The following is a 20598-nucleotide window of genomic DNA, read 5'->3' on the forward strand; positions in this document are numbered from 1 at the left end:
TGCGGGATCAGCCGTGCAGCTTCGCCGCGATCTCCGCGACATGGCGGCCTTGGAAGCGGGCGCCGTCGAGTTCCACGGCGCTGGGCTGGCGCGAGCCGTCGCCGCCGGCGATCGTCGTGGCGCCGTAGGGCGAGCCGCCGGCGATCTCGTCCAGGGTCGTCTGGCCGGCGAAGCTGTAGGGGAGGCCCACGATCACCATGCCTTGGTGGAGCAGCGTGGTGTGGAAGGAGAGGATGGTGCTCTCCTGTCCGCCGTGCTGGGTCGCCGTCGAGGCGAAGACGCTGCCGACCTTGCCGATCAGCTTTCCCTGCGCCCACAGGCCGCCGGTCTGGTCGAGGAAATTGCGCATCTGGGACGCCATGTTGCCGAAGCGGGTCGGCGTCCCGAAGATGATGGCGTCGTAATCGGCGAGTTCCGCCGGAGTCGCGACCGGGGCGGCCTGGTCCAGCTTGACGCCGGCCTTGGCCGCGACTTCCGGCGGCATCAGCTCGGGTACGCGCTTGACCGTCACGTCGGTGCCGGGAACCGAACGGGCTCCTTCGGCGACCGCTCCGGCCATGGTTTCGATGTGACCATAGGTGCTGTAGTAGAGGACCAGGACCTTCGCCATGTCTCGTCTCCCGTTGGATGGATCCGTCGGCACCAGTTCGCCGCGCCGACGCCCTGATAGGTATCGCGTTGCGCCGATCCTGATAATCACCGACAATCTCACTTCATTGTTCTGCCAGACGCAACAATACGGCGGGAAGGATGTATGGACCGGCTTGACGACATGTGCGTGTTCATCCGGGTGGTGGATGCCCGCAGCTTCACGCTCGCGGCGGAGCGGCTGGGCTTGTCCAAGTCGGCGGTCAGCCGGCGCATGGCCGACCTGGAGAACCGCCTGGGCGCCCGGCTGCTCAACCGTACCACCCGCAGCCTGAGCCTGACCGAGGTGGGGCGGGCTTTCTACGACCGCTGCGCGCGGATCGTGGCCGACGTGGAGGAAGCCGAGCGAGCCGTCGCCGACCTGCACGCGCAGCCGCGCGGGACGTTGAGGATCAATGCGCCGATGTCGTTCGGCATGATGCATATCGCGCCGGCAATCGCCGAGTTCCTGCGCCGCCATCCCGGCCTGGAGATCGACATGGACCTCAACGACCGGTACATCGACTTGATCGAGGAGGGCTACGACGTCGCGGTGCGGATCGGCAGGCTGCGCGACAGCAGCTTGGTCGCCCGGCGCCTCGCCCCGAACCGGCGAGTGGTCGTGGGCAGTCCCGCCTACTTCAAGGCCCACGGTCGGCCGGTCGATCCCGATGATCTGGCCGGCCACAACTGCTTGATCTATACCAACGCGCCGCTGGCCGACCAGTGGCAGTTCCGGATCGACGGCGAAGTGCGCTCGGTGAAGGTTTCCGGCACCCTGCGGGTCAACAACGGCGAGGTACTGCGGGAGGCCGCCGTCGGCGGCCATGGGATCGCCATCCTGCCGACCTTCATCATCGGCGAGCAGATCGCCAGCGGCCGGCTGGACGTCGTCCTGATGGATTTCGTCGCCGGAGACAGCGCCGTCCACGCGGTTTATCCGCACGGTCGCCACCTGTCGCCCAAGGTGAGGGTGTTCGTCGATTTCCTGGCCGGGCGGTTCGGTCCGGTGCCCTATTGGGACGCCTCGCTGCACGTGCTGACCGGGGGGTGAGCGGCACTCACCCGGGAACCCTCCGCTCCACTCCCTGTTGTAACCGCTAACAGGCGAGTTGCTTGTCAAGAGACAAAACGCGGAGGATGAGGATAATGAACAGGTTGATGTTGGGCGCGGCGGTCATCGCGCTTACCGCAGGGACGATGGGAACGGTTCAGGCCCAGACCTCCTCCAGTGGCAGTACCGAGAATTTGCAGCCGGCTTCCTGCACGCAACTGGAGATCGGTCAGGTCGGCAACCGTGTGGACCAGCTCCAAGGCCAGCAGAAGGCCGAGGCCGAGCTGATGCTCCAACGGGCCCGCGGTGCCCAGAACGATGGCGAACTCAACCAGTGCCGCCAAATTCTCGCGGACCTTGAGAAGATGCTCCCGGGCGGCCAGCAGGTCACCAAGACGACCCCGCTTCCCGCTATCCTCGGCGGCGAGGGTGGCCAAGGCGGCCAGGGCACCGCGCGTAGCGGCGCCGATCCGCAGCAGGCTCCCATCCAGGCTGACAACGTGGTCGCGGCGCTGCGCGAGAACCGCCAGTTCAGCACCCTGGTCGGATTGATCGAGAGCGCCGGCATGGCCGAGACGCTGAGCCAGTCGGGTCCCTACACGATCTTCGCGCCGACCAACGCGGCCTTCGAGAAGCTGCCGCAGAACGTCCGCGACCAGCTGGGCCAGGAGCAGAACCGCGACCAGCTCCGCGCCGTGCTGTCCCAGCACGTGGTCCAGAACCAGAGCATCGCCTCCACCCAGATTCCTTCGGAAATCAAGGCAATGGGCGGCGGGCCGATCGACGTGTCGATGACCAATGGGCGCCCGCGCCTCAACATCGGCGCGCCGCAGCCGCCGGCCCAGAATCAGAGCGGGGCCGGCGCCGGCCAGACCATGGCCTCCCAGCCGGCAGCCGTGACGGATGTGCGCGACGCCCGGACCGCGCTGGAGAACGCAAACCAGACTCTGGGCGGCCAGGGCCAGGATATGGAGGCTGTCCAGGATCAGATCACGACCGCGCGCCAGGCGCTCGACCGCGGCTTGACCGGGGCGCAGGCGCCGAACCGCGCGCCCCTCGAACAGGCGAGCTCCGCCCTTGCCCGCGCCGATCAAGCCGTGCAGGCCAACGACCGGAACGCTGCCCGCCAAGCGGTCGACGACGCGCTGCTCCAACTCCGCCAGGCGGAGACCGCGATGACGGAAGGCACGGGGACCACTACCTCCGGCCAGACCGGTGGCGGCCAGACCGGTAACGGCCAGCAGCGGACGGCGGACCGTTCGGGCCAGAACCCCGCGTCCATCACCGTCGGTGATATCCGCACGGGCAACGGTTTCGTCCACGGCATCGATCAGGTTCTGGTGCCCGAGAACGTGCAGGAAGCGCTCGTCCAGTAACGGTTGGCAGTAGCGGCTGCAGCCAACCCCCAAGTCACCTCTTCGAGGCCGGCGCTCCCAGCGCCGGCCTTTTTATTTGTATTTGCCCTGCTTGACGCGCGTTCGAGACCAGCGTAGATGACTGAGTGAATGAACGTTCACTCTCAGCACAGACGGCAGCACGGCGGCAATGGCACCAAGCTTCAAGGAAGACTCGACGACCACGGCGGCAGCGGCGGCGACGGATCCGCGGGAGGCGCAGCAGCAGCGCATCCTTGCCGCCGCCATGACCTGCTTCGCGCGCTCGGGCTTCCACAAGGCCAGCATGCAGGACATCTGCGCCGAGGCCGGCATGAGCGCCGGCAACCTGTACCGCTACTTCCGCAGCAAGGAAGCCATCATCGGCGCCATCGCGGAAGCCGACCGCGTCCGCAATGCCGAGATCTTCGAGATCCTGGACCGCACGGACGACCCGGTGCGCGGCCTTTCCGCGCTGGCCCGCGCCTTCCTGCGCGAGATGCACGGCCGCGAGGCGCCGGCGCTCTGCACCGAGATCATCGCCGAGGCGTTGCGCAACCCCGAAATCCGCGCCATGTTCGAGCGTAACATCAACGAGGCCCACGCCGCCTGCGCCAAGGCGCTGCGCCGGGGAATCGAAAAGGGAACCGTCGATCCCGGGATCGACGTGGACGTCACCGTCCGGCTGCTGATGGCGCTGGGTGACGGCATCATCGCCCACCGGCCCATGGCCGATTTCATGACCGACGACAGGATCGACGCCGTGCTCGACACCCTGCTGGAACGGTTCCTGCGGCCGACATCCGCACACTCCTCGCCTCTCCTTTCCGAATAAGGCCAAGACCATGTCCCGAGCACCCGATCGCCTCTCGTCCATAGGCAAGCTGCTGCTTGGCGCGGCACTGCTCGGCTGGTCCGCAGCCATCTTCCCCGCCGCCTCGCCGGCCCGCGCCGAGGAACCCGCCGTCAACGTTCCCAAGCCGCCCAGCGTCAGCGTGGTCAAGGCCCAGACCGGCACCCTGGCCGAGACGATCCTGATGACCGGCACCCTGGTCGCTCGCGACGAGGTGCTGGTCGGGGCGGAGATCGACGGCCTCGCCATCATCGAGCTGCTCGCCGAGGAAGGCGACCGGGTCGAGCGCGGCCAGGTCCTGGCCCGCCTGTCGCGCGACATGCTGGATGCCCAGGCGGCGCAGAACAGGGCGTCGATCACCCGCGCCGCCGCGGCCATCGCCCAGGCGCGCAACCAGATCGCCGAAGCCAACGCCAATGCCCGGCAGGCGGACGCCGCCTTCGACCGCGTCCGCACCCTGCAGGACCGCGGCAACGCGTCCCAGGAATCGCTGGAGCAGCGCGAGGCCGCCGCCTTGGTGGCCCGCGCCCGTGTCGCCGTCGCCGAGGACGCCCTGCGGCTGGCCCAGGCCGACAAGGATCTGGCCGAAGCCCAGCAGCGCGAGATCGATGTCCGGATCGGCCGGACCCAGATCAAGGCCCCTGCCGCCGGCATCATCAGCCGGCGCGAGGCCAAGCTGGGAGCCCTGGTCTCCTCCGGCGGCGAACCGCTGTTCCGGATCATCGGCAACGGCACGATCGAGGTCGAGGCCGACGTTCCAGAAACCTCGCTGGCTCGGCTGCGCGTCGGCCAACCGGCGCAGGTCCGTCCCGCGGGCATGACGGAACCGGTTCCGGCCCGGGTCCGGCTCGTCTCGCCCGAGGTCGACCGCACGTCCCGCCTCGGCCGCGTCCGCCTGTCGGTGGACGAGGTTCCCGGGCTGGCGGTCGGCGCCTTCGCCCGCGGCGCCGTCGAGGTGGACCGCCGGGAGGGCACGCTGGTGCCCCTGTCGGCCGTGCTAAACCGGCCGGAAGGACCCGTGATCCAGGTCGTGCGCGACGGCGTCGTCGAGACCCGGCCCGTCACCGTCGGATTGAAGGCCGAAGGCAAGGCCGAGATCCGGAACGGCCTGACCCCGGGAGAGGACGTGATCGCCGTGTCGGGCACCTTCGTGCGCGGTGGCGACCGGGTGACCCCGGTCCCGCAATCCCCCGCCGCGTCGGCGATCCAGACCAGCAGCATCCCCTAAGCGTCCCCACGAGAGAGAAGCGGGAGCCCGTCCCATGTCGCTCAACGTCTCCGCCTGGTCGATCCGCAGTCCGGTCCCGGCCCTGGTGTTCTTCGCGGTGGTCATGCTTCTAGGCATCGTGTCGTTCCAGTCGCTGCCGATTACGCGGTTCCCCAACATCGACGTGCCGGTCGTCGCGATCACCGTGACCCAGTCGGGTGCGGCGCCGTCCGAGCTGGAATCCCAGGTGACCAAGCAGGTCGAGGACGCGGTCGCCAACATCACCGGCGTCAAGCACGTCACCTCGACCATTACCGACGGCACATCCACCACCGCGATAGAGTTCCGCCTGGAAGTGGACACCGACCGGGCGGTCAACGACGTGAAGGACGCGATCGCCAAGATCCGCGCCGACCTGCCGCGCACCATCGACGAGCCGATCATCGAGCGGATCGACGTGGAAGGCCAAGCGATCCAGAGCTACGCCGCCTCCGCTCCCGGCATGACGCTGGAGCAGCTGTCCTGGTTCGTGGACGATGTCGTCAAGCGCAAGCTCCAGGGCCTGAAGGGCGTCGGCCGGATCGATCGGATCGGCGGCGTCGAGCGCGAGATCCAGATCCAGCTCGACCCCGACCGGCTGATGTCGCTGGGCATAACGGCGGCCGACGTCAACCGGCAGCTCCGCGCCACCAACATCGACCTGGGCGGCGGCCGCGGCGAACTGGGCGGCCAGGAGCAGGCGATCCGCACCCTGGCCGGCGCCCGTACCCTGGACGACCTGCGCCAGACCCGCATCGTGCTGCCCGGCGGCCGCGAGGTGCGCCTGTCGGACCTGGGCGAGGTGGCGGATTCGTACGAGGAGCCGCGGTCCTTTGCCAAGCTGAACGGCGAGCAGCAGGTCGTCTCGTTCAGCGTGTTCCGATCCAAGGGGGCCAGCAACGTCGAGGTGGCCCGGGTGGTCGAGGCGGAGCTTGCTCGGCTGTCGGAAGCCCACCCCGACGTCAGCTATACGCTGATCGACGACACGGTCGACTATATCGAGGGCAACTACGAAGCCGCGATGATGACCCTGCTCGAGGGCGCCGCCCTGGCCATCATCGTGGTGCTTCTGTTCCTGCGCGACTGGCGCGCGACCCTGATCGCCGCCGTGGCGATGCCGCTGTCCATCATCCCGGCCTTCTGGGTCATGAGCATGATGGACTTCTCGCTCAACTTGGTCAGCCTGCTGGCGATCACGCTGGTGACCGGCATCCTGGTGGACGACGCGATCGTGGAGATCGAGAACATCGTCCGCCACATGCGCATGGGCAAGTCGCCCTACCGGGCCGCGATGGAGGCGGCGGACGAGATCGGCCTTGCGGTCATCGCGATCACGTTGACCATCGTCGCCGTGTTCGCGCCGGTCAGCTTCATGGGCGGCATTCCCGGCCAGTACTTCAAGCAGTTCGGCCTGACGGTCGCCGTCGCCGTGCTGTTCTCCCTGCTGGTCGCCCGGTTGATCACGCCGATGATGGCGGCGTACCTGATGCGCGCCCACCCGCCCCGGCCGGAGCGCGACAGCGCTCTGATGCGGGCCTATACCGGTTTCCTGCGGGTCACGCTGCGCTGGCGCTGGCTGACGCTGCTGGCCGGCATCGGGCTGTTCGCGGTCTCGATCTGGAGCACGTCGCTGCTGCCGACCGGCTTCATCCCGGCGGAGGACGCGGCCCGCTCCGTCGTCTCGGTCGAGCTGCCGCCCGGCGCCACCCTGGAGGACACCGCCCGGACCACCGACCGGATCGCCGCGACGCTGCGCGAGATGCCGGAGATCCGGTCGGTCTTCGTGATGGGCGGCACCACCCCGACCGGGGCCGGCCGCGAGGTGCGCAAGGCGGCGCTGTTCATCATGCTGACCCCCAAGGACGAGCGGGAGCTGACCCAGAAGCAGGTGGAGGGCGAGATCTCCCGCCGCCTCGCCGAGGTGCCCGACATCCGCGCCTGGTACGTCAACGAGCGCGGCGAGCGGGAGCTGTCGATCACGGTGATGGGCAACGACGGCGAGGCCCTGGGCGAGGCGGTCGCCTCGATCGAGGCGGCCATGCGTCGCGAGCCGGGCTTCTCCAACGCCGCCGCCAGCGCCGGGCTGGACCGGCCGGAGATCCGGGTCCTGCCCCGGCTGGACGAGGCCGCCCGCCACGGCGTCTCGCCGGAGACCATTTCCGAGACGGTCCGGGTCGCCACGATCGGCGACATCGGCGCCAACCTGGCCAAGTTCAACGCGGGCGACCGCCAGATCCCCATCCGCGTCCAGCTCGACACCCAGGCCCGCCACGACCTGCGGCTGATCGAAACGCTGGCGGTGCCCAACACCGCGGGGGTGGCGGTGCCGCTGATGTCGCTGGCCGACATCTCCTTCGGCCAGGGTCCCTCGTCGATCGAGCGCTACGACCGGGAACGGCGCGTGCTGATCGGCGCCGACCTGACCGGCGGCCTGACGCTGGGCGACGCGCTGGCCCGGGTGAAGGCGCTGCCCGAAGTCCGGGACATGCCGGCCGGCACCCGCATCCAGGAGAGCGGCGACGCCGAGATCATGGGCGAGGTCTTCGCCGGCTTCGCCGCCGCCATGGGCGCCGGCCTGCTGATGGTGCTGGGCGTGCTGGTGCTGCTGTTCCACAACGTGTTCCAGCCGATCACCATCCTGCTGTCGCTGCCCCTGTCGATCGGCGGCGTGATCATAGCCCTGCTGCTGACCGGCAACCCGATCAGCATGCCGGTCGTGATCGGCATCCTGATGCTGATGGGCATCGTCACCAAGAACGCGATCATGCTGGTCGATTTCGCGGTGGAGCAGGAACGCCAGGGCATGCCCCGGATCGAGGCGATCATCGACGCCGGCCGCAAGCGTGCCCAGCCGATCATCATGACCACCATCGCGATGGCCGCCGGCATGCTCCCCAGCGCCATGGGAGCGGGCGACGGCGGCGAGTTCCGCGCCCCCATGGCTATCGCGGTGATCGGCGGCCTGCTGGTCTCCACCGTGCTGTCCCTGATCTTCGTGCCCAGCTTCTACACGATCATGGAAGGGCTGTCGGAACGGGTCGGCCGCGTCCTGGGCCGCTTCGTCGGCCCGAAGGAGGACGACGATCCGCACGGTGCGCCCCAGCCGGCGCCGGCCCTGCCGGTGCGCCACGCGGCGGAGTAGGCCGCGCGGAAGAGCCGGGGACCAGCCATGACGAAGGGTGCGTTGACCGAGGTCGGCGCACCCTTCATCGTTTGCCATCAAACATTCGTGCGCAAGCCCCCGTCACTCCGCCGGTCCCCTCCCCGTGAGCTATATCGCCTTCATCGTCGCCAATGGGCGGCTGCTCGCCTTCGGCTTCCTGCTGACCCTGTTCTCCAGCTTCGGCCAAACCTTCTTCATCTCGCTGTCCGGCGGCCATATCCGCGAGGAGTTCGGCCTGACCAACGCCGAGTTCGGCCTGCTCTACTCGATCGCCACCCTGGGCAGCGCCACCGCGCTGATCTGGGCGGGCCGCCGGATCGACACCACCGACCTGCGGCGTTACGTGGCCGCCGTCTGCCTGGCGCTCGCCGCCGCCTGCGTCGGGATGGCGACCGCCAGCCATGCGGCCCTGCTGGTGCTGGCGCTTTTCGGCCTGCGGCTGGCCGGACAGGGACTGATGCCGCACACCGCCTTCACCACCATGGCCCGCCGATTCGACACCGGCCGGGGCACGGCCCTGAGCCTCGCCGCGCTGGGCCACCCGACCGGCGAGGCCCTGCTGCCCACGGTGATGGTGACCGTCCTGGCGCTGCTGGGCTGGCGCAGCGCCTGGGCGATCTGTGCCGGCGTGCTGCTGCTCGCGGTGCTGCCGGTGCTGCTCTGGCTTTCCCGCGCCGAACCCGCCGCTCCCGACGCGGCCCTCCCAGCCGGAACCTCGCCATCGGCCCGCCCCGTGGCGGTCCGGGACTGGACGCGGGAGGAGGTTCTGCGGGATCCGCGCTTCTACATGGTGCTGCCGGCCTTGCTCGCCCCCGGCTTCATCAACACCGGCGTCTTCTTCCACCAGATCGCCCTGGTCGAGTCGAAGGGGTGGCCGCTGTCCCTCTTCGCCGCCAGCTTCGCGCTCTACGCCGGGACCACCATCGTCACGTCGCTGACCGTCGGCCCCCTGATCGACCGGCTGGGCGCCGTGCGCCTGATGCCCTTCTACCTGCTGCCGCTGGCGGCCGCGCTGCTCGTTCTTTCCTCCACCGCCGACCCGCTGGCGGCGGCGGGCTTCATGGCCCTGGCCGGGATCACCGCCGGGATCAGCGCGATCATCGTCGCGGCCGTCTGGGCCGAACTGTACGGCACCCGCCACCTGGGAGCGATCCGCTCGCTGTCGGTGTCGGTCACCGTGCTGGCGACGGCCTTGTCGCCGGGACTGTTCGGCTGGCTGCTCGACCGGCAGGGCAGCTTCGACGGCATCGCGCTGGGGAGTGCCGCCGGCGTGCTGGCGGCTGCGGCGCTGACGGTGCCGGCGGTGCGGCGGCGAGCCGAAGCGGAGATTTGAAAACGGTAAGCTCGAAGTGTCACGGCAGCGGCATTCGTGCCGATTGCGTGCACTGCAGCGGACTGTTAGACACCTCCGCGGATACCGGACGCCGCCATGCGGGCCGGCAAACTGCTATGGGGTGGCCTTTCCGTGATCAGACCGCTGTACGACTGGACGATGCGCCTTGCGGGTCATCGCCATGCAATGTGGGCGATGGGGTTCATCTCCTTCATCGAAAGCTCGGTCTTTCCGGTGCCGCCGGACGCCCTGCTGATGCCGATGGTGCTGGCGCGCCGCGACCGGGCCTGGGCGATCGCCGCCGTCTGCACGATCGCCTCCGTCGTGGGCGGAGCCTTCGGCTACATGATCGGCTACTTCCTGTGGGACGCGATCGGCCAGCAGGTGATGAACCTGTACGGCTATACCGACAAGATGGACCAGTTCGCTGCGCTCTATAACGAGTGGGGCTTCTGGATCGTCGCCGGCGCCGGCTTCACGCCGTTCCCCTACAAGGTCATCACCATCGCCAGCGGGGTCACGCACCTGGACTTCGCCGTGTTCATGATCGCGTCGATCGTGTCGCGCGGCGCGCGGTTCTTCCTGGTGGCCGGCCTGCTGTGGTATTTCGGTCCGCCGATCCGCACCTTCATCGAGAAAAACCTGGGCATCCTCGCCACGGCGTTCTTCGTGCTGCTGCTGGGCGGTTTCGTGGCCGTGCGGTACATGGTCTGATCACCCTCGGCCCGCATTTCTCAACGGAGACCATGACTACGTCAGACGCCCTGTCCGCCCCCCGCCTGCCCGCGCTCTTCCTGCTGGGAGCCAGCGTCGGATCGTTGCTGGCAGCCTTCTTCTTCCAGTACGTGGTCGGGCTTCAGCCCTGCGTGCTGTGCATCTGGCAGCGCTGGCCCTACGCCGCCGTGATCGCCCTGGCGGCGGTGGCGCTGCTGATGGCGCGAGCACCGAAGGCACGGGCGGCGCTGCTCGCGCTGTGCGGCGTGGCCCTGCTGATCGGCGGCGGCATCGCGGTTTTCCATGTCGGCGTGGAACAGCACTGGTGGACCGGAACGCCGGGCTGCGGCGTCACGGGAACCGCCGGCTCGGTCGAGGCGCTCCGGGCGCAGATCATGGCGACTCCGGTCGTCGGGTGTGACGAGGTCGCCTGGTCGCTGTTTGGCATTTCCATGGCTGGATACAATATCCTGATCTCACTCGTGCTGGCGGTGGTGGCATTGTTCGCCGCCGGCCGTGCCGCCTCGGCGGCGCGGTGAGAGGAAGAGGAGAAACCGATGAACCTGACCAACGAACGGCCGCAGCCGACCGGCTCCGACGCGACTTCGCCGATCGAAGCATCCCCCGGCCAGGCCGAGGCGCCGAAGCCTGCCCGCCCGCGCTATCTGCCCGGGGACCCGGAAACCCGCGAGCAGCTTGCCCGGATGATCCGGGTGAACCATGCCGGCGAATACGGCGCCAAGCGGATCTACGAGGGACAGCTGGCCGTGCTGCGGAACTCTTCCGCCGCCAAGACCATCCGCCACATGCAGGAGCAGGAACAGGAACACCTGGACACCTTCAGCCGACTGATCGTCGAGCGCCGGGTCCGGCCCACGGTCCTGCATCCGCTGTGGCACGTCGCCGGCTTCGCCCTGGGCGCCGCCACGGCGCTGATGGGCCAGCGTGCCGCCATGGCCTGCACCGTCGCGGTCGAGGAGGTCATCGACGAGCACTACGCCCAGCAGGCCGAGCAGCTCGGCGACACCGAGCCGGAGCTGAAGGGATTCATCGAGAAGTTCCGTGCCGAGGAGTTGGAGCACCGGGACATCGGGCTTGCCCACGAAGCCGAGCAGGCTCCGGCCTATCAGGTGCTGACCGGCCTGATCAAGGCGGGGTCGCGCGCCGCGATCTGGGCGGCACAGAGGTTCTGATAACGGTGCCTGTTGAATTTGGCCGGCGGTCGGTCGGTCAACGGCTGCACGGTGGGCCTGAAAAATCGTGTGACGTGGATTGCAGGCGGATTGCTGTAGGTCGCCCTTCGACCGAAGGGCGAACGCCGACACCCTGCATCAACGTTCAAGCCACGCTGTCGGCGTCGGCCTTCGGCCGAGGCCGACCTACGCTCCCCAGCATCTCCCAGGTCGCGATCCCAGCCGGCCGAAGCGGTCAGAACGGGTCGAGTTCGGTATCCCAGTAAAGAAAATCCCGCCAACTTTCGTGCAAGAAGTTTGGCGGGAAGGATCGTCCGTTTTCCTGAAGCTGATGCGCCGTCGGCTGGAAGGGCGGCATTAAAGGTACCATGCCGCACTGATTGGGTAGCCTGTTCCCTTTCCTGAGATTACACGCCGAACAGGACGTGACGACGTTCTCCCACGTCGTTCGCCCGCCTTTCGAGCGCGGAATCACATGGTCGAACGTCAGTTCCTGGGTCGGGAACGGGTCGTTGCAGTACTGGCACGAGAACCGGTCGCGCAGGAAGACGTTGAACCGAGTGAAGGCTGGACGGCGGGCCGCCGGGATGTATTCCTTCAACGAGATGACGCTGGGCAGCCTGATCTCGAAGTTGGGGGACCGGACGACCCGGTCATACTCGGAAATGATGTTCACGCGGTCGAGAAAGACGGCCTTGACCGCTTCCTGCCAGGACCACAGGGACAAAGGAAAGTAGCTCAGCGGACGGAAATCCGCATTCAGTACCAGCGCCGGACAGTGATCGGGTGGTGGTGCCAAGCCCACGCCCTCCTCTGGTTCCCTTGCCTGTCAGGCCCAAGCGCCTGACTTGGATGCGCTTCTCTCATAGAGCATCCTCGACCCAAACTCAACAAGCTGGACCGCCGGATATTCCCAACTTCATGATGCTGTAACGGTATGCCGTGCCGGACGTCCCATAGATGCGGGTGAACGGGTGCCGCTCTACGGCGTGCAGGTCACCCCAGAAGCGCCCGTTTCAGGAAGAAACCGCCGCGGGTCAGGCCTTCCTGGTCGATTCCGTGGCCGAGACCGGGACGGACCTCGACCTCCACGGGCACGCCTGCGGTTTGCAGGGCGGCCTGCGCGGCCGGCAGGGCCTGCGGCGGGACGACCTGATCGGCATCGCCATGGACCAGGAGGACGGGCGGGCGGGACTTGATTTCCCCCGCCAGCAACTCGGGAGCGAGCAGCGCGCCGGAATAGCCGAGCACGGCGGCAACCGAGTCGGGGCGCCGAAGCGCCACGTAAAGCGATGTCATGGTGCCTTGGGAGAACCCGACGAGCGCCAGCTTGTCCGAAGTCAGGTTGCGCTCCGCCAGGGCTTGGTCGATGAAGGCGTCGATCACCGGAGCGACCCGCTTGACCCCCGCCGTCATGGCGGACATCGAACGGTCCAGCAAGCTGAACCATTGATACCCGTAGGGCGACATGTCGCATGGGTCCGGCGCGTTGGGGGAGATGAACTCGGCATCCGGAAGCAGGGCGCCCCAATAGTCCGCCAGCGAGATCAGGTCGTCGCCATCGGCCCCGACTCCGTGCAGCAGGATCACAAGCTGGCGGACGGGACCACCGGACGCGGGCGGGACGCTGGGTCCCGAGAGTTTGGCAAGGTCGCTCATGCGTGCTGTTTTGACCAACCCTATTCGTCCTGTCAATCTTCCTCCGGGTTACCCAACGGAGATTTGAACGGACCGGCCTCTTCGGGGAAGGGCTTGGCAAGGCGTGAGGCGCAGTGCCAGATGATAGCGCCATGAGCATCGTCACGCGCTTCGCCCCCAGCCCGACCGGGCATCTCCACCTGGGCCACGCCCATTCCGCCCTGTTTGGCTGGCACGCGGCCGTCGACCACGGCGGCCGCTTCCTGCTGCGGATAGAGGATATCGATCCGGTCCGCTGCCGGCCGGAGTTCGAGCGCGACCTGATCGAGGACCTGGAATGGCTCGGCCTGGATTGGCCCGGACCGGTCCGGCGCCAGTCGGAGTACCTGGAAGACTATCGCGCGGCGCTGGAGCGCCTGGACCGGATCGGGGTGACCTATCCCTGCTTCTGCACGCGCCGCGAGATCGACGAGGAGATCGCGCGCGCCGGGCACGCCCCCCATGGACCGGACGGCCCGCTCTACCCCGGCACTTGCCGGAGCCTCACGCCCGGGGAGCGAGCGGACCGCATCGCCCGGGGCATGCCGTTCGCGGTCAGGATCGACGTCGCCCTTGCGTCGGAACTGACGGGTCCGCTCACCTGGCATGACCGCGCCGCCGGAACGGTCCCGGCCTCGCCGGGAGTACTGGGCGACGCCGTCCTGGCGCGGAAGGACGTGCCGACCAGCTATCACCTCAGCGTCACCGTTGACGACCATCTGCAAGGCGTGACGCTGGTGACCCGCGGCGAGGACCTGTTCTTCGCGACCCACCTTCACCGGCTGCTCCAGGCCCTGCTGGGATACCTCCCGCCGGAGTATCATCACCACGGGTTGCTGACCAACGAACGCGGCGAACGGCTCGCCAAGCGCGACAAGGCGGTCTCGCTTCGAGCGCTCCGCGCCGCAGGCAGGACGCCGGCGGAAGTCAGGGCAATGGCGGGCTTCCCATAAGCGGGGACCTACGCCAAAGGGGCGCTAAAGCGGGCGGCGCAGGCCCATTACCAGATCCAGATAGTCTGGCTGCTCGGGCTTCAGGTAGCCGTGGCGCACCAGGAAGTCGATGATCACCAGGTTCACGTTGAACTTGAAGTCGTCGCTTTCGCGGACCCGCGCGGCCACTTGGTCGAGCGGCCACAGCATGAATTCCTCGACCTCGCCGTCCGTGTTCCGCGGCTTGAAATCCTCGGCCACTTCGAGGTCATAGACGAACAGGGTGTCGGGCTTCAGCCCGGCTTCGGTCTCCATCAGGTAGGATACCGCGCCCACGGGAACGGCGCGCCGGGCCAGGCCCGCCGACAGGCCGGCTTCCTCCTCCGCCTCCTTCACGAGGTTCTCGTCGAGCGACAAACCGTAGGGTTGCCCGCCGGCGACCAGGTTGTCCAGCTTGCCGGGGGCGATCCGGCGATCGGTCGCGCGCTTGCCGATCCAGAGATGCAAGCCGTCAGGCCGCCGGACGAAGCCGTTGACGTGGAGCCCGAAGGAGCGGATGCCGAAGAAGGCGACCGCCGACCGGTCGATCTTCAGCAGCGGCTCCGCTCCCCAGGCGGTCACCACGGGATAGGCCTCGCGGCGGAGACGCTGGATCGTGCCGTCGGCGACCAGGGCGTCGAGGACGCGAGCCATGGCTTCGGACCGGGACTCGAACGTATCGAGAGTCTCGCGCAACGAAACCATGTCCGGCCGGACATCGAATACGTCGCCGAAGCGGGCGAGATGGTCGGCCAGGGCGTGGCGCACCCAACCCACCCGGTCCTCCGCCACCCGAAAGGGGCGGAAGCCTGTGAGGTCATGGGTATTGCAGGCGCTGATGTGATGCAGGTAACTCGTCATAGGCGGATTAAACCCCCGCCCACGGAGTTCGTCACGCTGTTTTATCCGGTGCGGCGCCTATTCCGCGGCGGCGCGGAACCGCTCGGACGTCAGCACCGTGACCACGTCGGGGATCTGGCGGAGGCAGGCGGCGACATAGTCCGCCTCGCTCCGCACCATGCCGTGCATCTGCAGGTCGATGATCAACTCGTCGTCCCGGACTCCGCCGACCCGGCTGTGCCAGGAAGTCGGTACCAGTCCGCGCTTGGCGAACAGTTCGAGCACGCGCGGCATCACGCCGGGATCGGCCGATGCCTGCACCGAGAAGCAGGCGGTCGTGTCGGCATCGTAGGGGCGGGTTTCGGCACCGGGTGCCGACAAGGTGGGCATAGCCATGGGGGGCTGTCCTTCAAGCGGTATCGTCAGGGCGAGTCAGCGGTCGAGTACTCCCGGCCCTCAGGAGAGGACCGGGCCGCTAATTCGCGAGATGATCGCTATGAGGGCTGCCACTTGCATGGACCGGACCATACGGGGCTCGGCCGAGGCCGGTCAAGTGCCATGCTGACGCAGCCGATATGCGCCGCGGCAAAGGTTCAGTCGCCCCGGGTCCGCTCGACGCCGAGCAAGCCGGTCGGGCGCATCACCAGCACGGCGATGAGGACGGCGAAGACGGCGATGTCCTTGAACGCCATCGGGAACCAGGCGGCCCAACCGGTTTCCAGCGCCGCGATCAGCAGTCCGCCCAGGAAGGCGCCCGGAACAGACCCGATGCCGCCGACGATCGCCGCGGCCAGCGCCTTGAATCCCAGCAGCGTGCCCATGTACGCATTCACCCCGCCGTACTGCAATGCCACGATGAAGCCCGCGGCACCCGCGCAGGCGGCTCCCAGGGCGAAGGTGGCCCCGACCGTCCGGTCGGTGTCGACCCCCAGCAGTTCGGCCATCGCCATGTCGTCGCTGCAGGCCCGGTTGTCGCGCCCGAACCCCGTGCGCCGGAGCATCCACCAGAGGCCGCCGGAGCACGCGACGGTCAGCGCCATGGCCAGCAGCTGTCCGACCGAGATCGTGACGGAGAAGCCCTCGGCACCGGCCAGGGTGAGCCGGCCCGTCAGCACCGGGGCCAGCCAGCGGTCGCGGCTGCCCTGGAGCAGGCGCGCCGCCTCCTGGAGCGCGATGGACAATCCGATCGCGGCGATCAGCGGGATCTGCGTCGGCGTGCGCCGCAGGGGGCGGAACACCAGCCGCTCGACCGACCAGCCCTGCCCCGCCGTGAGTGCCACCGCCGCCAGCAGTACCAGCGGCAGGACACCCCATCCGGCGCCTCCCAGACCCATGAGGACGACGGCCGAGATCACGGTCTGATAGGCCCCCAGCATCATCAGCTCGCCGAACGCGAAGTTGATCCGCCCGATGATGCCGTAGACCAGCGAGAACCCGACCGCCAGCAGGGCATAGATGCAGCCGAGCACGGCGCCGTTGACCGTCTGCTGAAGCGGATAGAGCCAAGCCAACCCCCGCTGCTCTACCATGGGGTTCGCAGGAATGGCTGACGGTTGTTCGACGGCGGGCGCGCCCCTTTCCAGGGCGAGCCAGCGCTTCAGGAAGAACAGGCGCAGGCCGGTCACTTCCCCGTCCTGGCTGGTGGCGACACGGGTCAGCTCCAGCGGGGCGTTCTCCACCCGTCGCGGAGAGAACCGGCAGGCGATCCAGCGCGCTTCCCCGTCGGTCGTCCTGTACCCGACGACCACGCCATCGGGATCGGAGGGATCCGACTCCGGCGGTCCGACGAAGACCCGGGCCATGTCGGGCTCGAAGGCGCCGATCGCCCGGCGGCAGGTCTCGACTTCGCCCGGATCGGGTCCGCAGCCGGCGAGCAGCAGGAGGAAGGCGAGCGACGGAAGCAGCGATCGGACAGGCATACGGTCGGGATTCCACCAATGCGCTGGCCATGTCCGGATTGGCGGACCGGCGGACAGAGTTCATATCAGAGGGGGAAGTTATCCGACCAGGGGTTCCGATATGGCCTGTTCCCGATTGCCCTCGTACGGGGTGATGGCGGCACTGCTCCTGCTGGCCGGGTGCGGCGGCAGCCGGGTGGTCTCCGACACACCGAGCACGGCCTATTCCCCGCTGGAGTTCAGCGCCGCGGCCGGCGGACGCGACCTCGCGACGGAGGTCGTCGGCAATCCGTTCGGCATGGACCAGGTCGCCTTCGGCAATTCGGTGACGGACCTGATGCAGAACCAGCATTTCGGCCCGGCGACCCGTTTCACCACCACTCCCGGCGACAGCGCCGACCCGCGATATAAGGTGGTGCTGGTGTTCAACCCGGCTGAGAACGTGCCGAATCCGCAGATCTGCGGCGGGCGCCCGATCGCGACGGATACAAGGCCCGGCCAGCCGATCCGCCTGCAGGCGGCGTTCTGCCGGGGCGGCACCCTGACATCGACCAACGGCTGGGCGCCGGCCTTGTCGTCTCCGCAGGACCCGGCGTTCCGCAGCCTGATATCGGACGCCACCTTCTCGCTGTTCCCGGTCCGGGACCCCAACGATGGCGGCGACGAGTGCCGACTCGCCGGCTGCTGACCCGCCCCTCGGCCCGATGCGGGCTTCAGGAGTAGATCAGCCAGTCCCGCATCAGCGCCGTCGCGGCAAAGGGGCGCTCCAAGGTGGCCAAGTGGCCGCATTCCTCGATGACGGCGAGGCGGGCGCGGGGGATCAGGTCGGCCATCTCGACATGCATCTCCAGGGTGCTCAACGCGTCCTCCCGGCCGCACAGCACCAGGGTGGGGCTGGTGATGCCGGGCAGGTCGGCGCGGCTGTCGGGGCGGCCCATGATCGCGGTCTGCTGGCGCAGGAAGGCATCCTTGCCGACCCGCTCAGCCATGCCCATGACGGTGCCGGTCAGGGCCTCGTCCCCCGTCCGGGAGGGATGGATCAGCATCGGCAGCAGGCGGGGCGTCACGCCGCGGAATTCGCCCTGGTTCGCCAGGGCCATCAACCCGCGCCGCCGACGGCGCTGCTCGTCGGTATCGGCCCGCGCGTTGGTGTCCAGCAGCGCCAGCTTGACGACACGGTCGGGCGCCTGCCGGGCGATCTCCAGCGCCACGTACCCTCCCATGGACAGGCCGGCGACGGCGAACCGCGGCGGCGCCGCTTCCAGCACCGCGGCGGCCATCGCCGCGACGCCGTCATGGCGGGTGAGGTCGGCGACGCTGACGTCGGCGACCTCTTCGAGATAACGGGATTGATGCGCCCACAGCGCGCCGTCGCACAGCAGGCCCGGAAGCAGGATGAGGGGAAGCTTGGTCATCGGATCAGTGGAAGAACCTTCTTGAAAGCGGGCGTGTCGGCGCGTCCCAGCCATTCGAACATGACCATTTCTGAAGTCACGATCTGGACGCCCCGGCCGCGCATCCGCTCCATGGCGAGGTCGCGGTTGAGCGGTACCCTGGACCCGACGGCGTCGGCCACCAGGAAGCAGTCGAATCCGGCCTCGACCAGTCCCAGCGTGGTCTGGAGCACGCAGACATGGGTTTCGGTCCCCGCGACGACGATCTGGCCCCGGTCGAGCCGGCGGACGCGGTCCATGAATCCTTGCTCCCGAGCCGCGCCGAAATTGATCTTCTCGACCACGGCGCCCTCCGGCATCAATTCGGCGACCGGCGCTATGGTATGGCCCAGCCCCTTGGAATACTGCTCCGTCGCCAGCACCGGAACGCCCAGTTCGGCCGCTGCCAGGAGCAGCTTCCGGATGGAGCCGACGACCGCCTCGACCTCGTGGATCGCGGTGGCAAGGCGCTCCTGGACATCGACCACGAGCAGGATCGACCGTTCCGAGTCGAGCAGCATGGCGCAGATCCTCCTTGCGGAAACCCTCGGGTGACACTATCGTCCGCGGTATTGCGAAGCCAAGCCTATCGCACCGTGCCGCGCACCGCTGAGAAAAATCGGTGCGACAATACGGAATGTTGACACAATGGTTTGACTTTCCATACTGCCGCTCCAATCTGTGCTGCAAGCCGATAGGCTTACGCTGCTTTCTCCAACCGACACTGGCTTAATGAATTTTTCGGAAATTGGGCTCGGGCCCGAAGTCCTGCGCGCCGTCGAGGATGCGGGCTATACCCAACCGACTCCGATCCAGGAACAGGCGATCCCCTGGGTCCTTCAGGGACGGGATGTACTGGGCTGTGCGCAGACGGGCACCGGCAAGACGGCAAGTTTCACCCTCCCCATGATCGAGATCCTGGCCAACGGCCGGGCGAAGGCGCGCATGCCGCGCTCGCTGATCCTGGAGCCGACCCGCGAACTCGCGGCGCAGGTCGCCGAGAACTTCGAGACGTACGGCAAGCACCATAAGCTGAACATGGCGTTGCTGATCGGCGGCGAATCGTTCGGCGACCAGATCAAGAAGCTGGACCGCGGCGTCGATGTCCTGATCGCCACGCCGGGCCGCATGATCGACCTGTTCGAGCGCGGCAACATCCTGCTGAGCGACATCAAGATCTTCGTGATCGACGAGGCCGACCGGATGCTCGACATGGGGTTCATCCCGGATATCGAGCGGATCGTGGCGCTGCTTCCGAAGATGCGGCAGACCCTGTTCTTCTCGGCGACCATGCCGCCGGAAATCAAGCGGCTGGCCGACAACTTCCTGATGAACCCGCGCGAAGTGTCGGTGTCCCCGCCCGCCTCCATGGCGGAGACGGTCACCCATGCCCTGACGATCGTCCAGCCCGAGGACAAGCGGCGTGCGCTCCGCCACCTGCTCAACACCGAGGACGTCAAGAACGCGCTGATCTTCTGCAATCGCAAGCGCGACGTGGCGATCCTGCACAAGAGCCTGGAGAAGCACGGCTTCAACGCCGGGGCGCTTCACGGCGACATGCCGCAGAGCAAGCGGACGGAAACGCTGGAAGCCTTCAAGAAGGGCGAGATCACGCTGCTGGTGTGCAGCGACGTGGCGGCGCGCGGCATCGACATCGCCGGCCTCAGCCACGTCTTCAACTTCGACACGCCGCTCCATGCGGAGGATTATGTCCACCGGATCGGCCGCACCGGCCGGGCCGGCCGACTGGGCCGCGCCTTCACGATCGCCAATCCGGAAGAAGGCAAGCAGGTCGCCGCGATCTCCAAGCTGATCAAGCGGGAAATCCCGCTGATCTCGATCGACGGCATCGATCTGGCCGAGTTCGAGGAGATCTCCGACCGGCGCCGCCGGCGCCCCGCCCGCAAGGACGAGGTCCGGAAGGAAGAGCCGCGGAAAGAAGAGCCCCGGAAAGAAGAAGAGACCAGGGCAGCCCGTCCGCCGAAGTCGGAGGCCCGTCCGCGGCCGGAGCTCCGGCCGGAACGCGAGGTCCGTCCCGACCGCGAGCAGCGCGCCGAGGGGATGCGGTCCGACCCGCCGCGGCGTGACCGCGACGACCGTCGCCGGCGCCGCGACGATGATGACGACGATGAGGTCGTGATCGGTTTCGGCGATCATATCCCGGCGTTCCTGCTGCGCCGCGCCCGGCCGATCGCCAATCCGGAAGCATAGGGGCGATCCCGG

20 protein-coding genes are annotated in these 20598 nt (G+C 68.0%); 12 read left to right on the plus strand and 8 right to left on the minus strand.

The window, feature by feature from the left end:
- Positions 1-7: 7 nt before the first annotated feature.
- Entirely contained in the window at positions 8-610 is a 603-nt protein-coding gene (gene wrbA, locus JL100_RS17560; protein WP_202678758.1) for an NAD(P)H:quinone oxidoreductase, read from the minus strand.
- A 144-nt stretch (positions 611-754) separates the two neighbouring features.
- On the opposite strand from wrbA, the gene JL100_RS17565 reads away from it, so the two are divergent.
- From JL100_RS17565 to JL100_RS17605, 9 genes are all read left to right on the plus strand, one after another.
- Complete coding sequence (locus JL100_RS17565) at positions 755-1681, plus strand: LysR family transcriptional regulator (protein WP_202678760.1); 927 nt, start codon at positions 755-757, stop codon at positions 1679-1681.
- Positions 1682-1776: 95 nt separating this feature from the next.
- Complete coding sequence (locus JL100_RS17570; RefSeq protein WP_202678762.1) at positions 1777-3057, plus strand: fasciclin domain-containing protein; 1281 nt, start codon at positions 1777-1779, stop codon at positions 3055-3057.
- Between the two features lie 169 nt (positions 3058-3226).
- Positions 3227-3889, plus strand: a complete 663-nt coding sequence (locus tag JL100_RS17575) for a TetR/AcrR family transcriptional regulator (protein ID WP_202678764.1) — start codon at positions 3227-3229, stop codon at positions 3887-3889.
- A gap of 10 nt (positions 3890-3899) precedes the next feature.
- The gene (locus JL100_RS17580; RefSeq protein WP_202678766.1) at positions 3900-5135 is read left to right on the plus strand and encodes an efflux RND transporter periplasmic adaptor subunit; all 1236 of its coding nucleotides are present in this window, start codon (positions 3900-3902) and stop codon (positions 5133-5135) included.
- A 34-nt stretch (positions 5136-5169) separates the two neighbouring features.
- Positions 5170-8295 (plus strand): efflux RND transporter permease subunit, encoded by a 3126-nt coding sequence (locus tag JL100_RS17585; protein WP_202678768.1) that lies wholly within the window; start codon positions 5170-5172, stop codon positions 8293-8295.
- A 124-nt stretch (positions 8296-8419) separates the two neighbouring features.
- Complete coding sequence (locus JL100_RS17590) at positions 8420-9649, plus strand: MFS transporter (RefSeq protein ID WP_202678770.1); 1230 nt, start codon at positions 8420-8422, stop codon at positions 9647-9649.
- A 132-nt stretch (positions 9650-9781) separates the two neighbouring features.
- The gene (locus JL100_RS17595; RefSeq protein WP_202678772.1) at positions 9782-10363 is read left to right on the plus strand and encodes a YqaA family protein; all 582 of its coding nucleotides are present in this window, start codon (positions 9782-9784) and stop codon (positions 10361-10363) included.
- 32 nt (positions 10364-10395) lie between these two features.
- Positions 10396-10902 carry a disulfide bond formation protein B gene (locus JL100_RS17600; protein ID WP_202678775.1) on the plus strand — a complete coding sequence of 169 codons (507 nt, stop codon included), beginning with the start codon at positions 10396-10398 and terminating at the stop codon, positions 10900-10902.
- Positions 10903-10920: 18 nt separating this feature from the next.
- Entirely contained in the window at positions 10921-11556 is a 636-nt protein-coding gene (locus JL100_RS17605) for a demethoxyubiquinone hydroxylase family protein (protein ID WP_202678776.1), read from the plus strand.
- 235 nt (positions 11557-11791) lie between these two features.
- Here JL100_RS17605 and JL100_RS17610 read toward each other — a convergent pair whose 3' ends face one another.
- Positions 11792-12355, minus strand: a complete 564-nt coding sequence (locus JL100_RS17610) for an HNH endonuclease (RefSeq protein WP_202678779.1) — start codon at positions 12353-12355, stop codon at positions 11792-11794.
- 197 nt (positions 12356-12552) lie between these two features.
- Positions 12553-13215: an alpha/beta hydrolase gene (locus tag JL100_RS17615; RefSeq protein WP_202678788.1), complete on the minus strand. Its 663-nt coding sequence runs from the start codon at positions 13213-13215 to the stop codon at positions 12553-12555.
- Between the two features lie 131 nt (positions 13216-13346).
- On the opposite strand from JL100_RS17615, the gene gluQRS reads away from it, so the two are divergent.
- Positions 13347-14186 (plus strand): tRNA glutamyl-Q(34) synthetase GluQRS, encoded by an 840-nt coding sequence (gluQRS, locus tag JL100_RS17620; protein WP_202678790.1) that lies wholly within the window; start codon positions 13347-13349, stop codon positions 14184-14186.
- Between the two features lie 24 nt (positions 14187-14210).
- Here gluQRS and JL100_RS17625 read toward each other — a convergent pair whose 3' ends face one another.
- The 3 genes from JL100_RS17625 to JL100_RS17635 form a co-directional block, all read right to left on the minus strand.
- Entirely contained in the window at positions 14211-15065 is an 855-nt protein-coding gene (locus JL100_RS17625) for a DUF4743 domain-containing protein (RefSeq protein ID WP_202678792.1), read from the minus strand.
- 57 nt (positions 15066-15122) lie between these two features.
- Positions 15123-15440, minus strand: coding sequence for a hypothetical protein (locus JL100_RS17630; RefSeq protein ID WP_228420768.1), 318 nt, complete (start codon positions 15438-15440; stop codon positions 15123-15125).
- A gap of 197 nt (positions 15441-15637) precedes the next feature.
- Positions 15638-16963: a branched-chain amino acid ABC transporter permease gene (locus JL100_RS17635; RefSeq protein ID WP_202678794.1), complete on the minus strand. Its 1326-nt coding sequence runs from the start codon at positions 16961-16963 to the stop codon at positions 15638-15640.
- Between the two features lie 133 nt (positions 16964-17096).
- On the opposite strand from JL100_RS17635, the gene JL100_RS17640 reads away from it, so the two are divergent.
- Complete coding sequence (locus JL100_RS17640) at positions 17097-17630, plus strand: hypothetical protein (protein ID WP_202678797.1); 534 nt, start codon at positions 17097-17099, stop codon at positions 17628-17630.
- 25 nt (positions 17631-17655) lie between these two features.
- Here JL100_RS17640 and JL100_RS17645 read toward each other — a convergent pair whose 3' ends face one another.
- Together JL100_RS17645 and JL100_RS17650 are read right to left on the minus strand one after the other, a co-directional pair.
- On the minus strand, positions 17656-18357 hold the full coding sequence (locus JL100_RS17645; protein WP_202678799.1) for an alpha/beta fold hydrolase: 702 nt from the start codon (positions 18355-18357) through the stop codon (positions 17656-17658).
- The gene (locus JL100_RS17650) at positions 18354-18896 is read right to left on the minus strand and encodes a hydrolase (protein ID WP_202678801.1); all 543 of its coding nucleotides are present in this window, start codon (positions 18894-18896) and stop codon (positions 18354-18356) included. The genes JL100_RS17645 and JL100_RS17650 overlap by 4 nt, the downstream gene beginning before the upstream one ends.
- A 211-nt stretch (positions 18897-19107) precedes the next feature.
- Here JL100_RS17650 and JL100_RS17655 point away from each other — a divergent pair, with 211 nt between their 5' ends.
- A complete protein-coding gene (locus tag JL100_RS17655; protein WP_202678803.1) occupies positions 19108-20586 on the plus strand; it encodes a DEAD/DEAH box helicase in 1479 nt (492 codons plus the stop codon).
- The last annotated feature ends 12 nt before the right edge of the window (positions 20587-20598 follow it).

This window comes from Skermanella mucosa (assembly GCF_016765655.2).
Lineage (GTDB): Bacteria > Pseudomonadota > Alphaproteobacteria > Azospirillales > Azospirillaceae > Skermanella > Skermanella mucosa.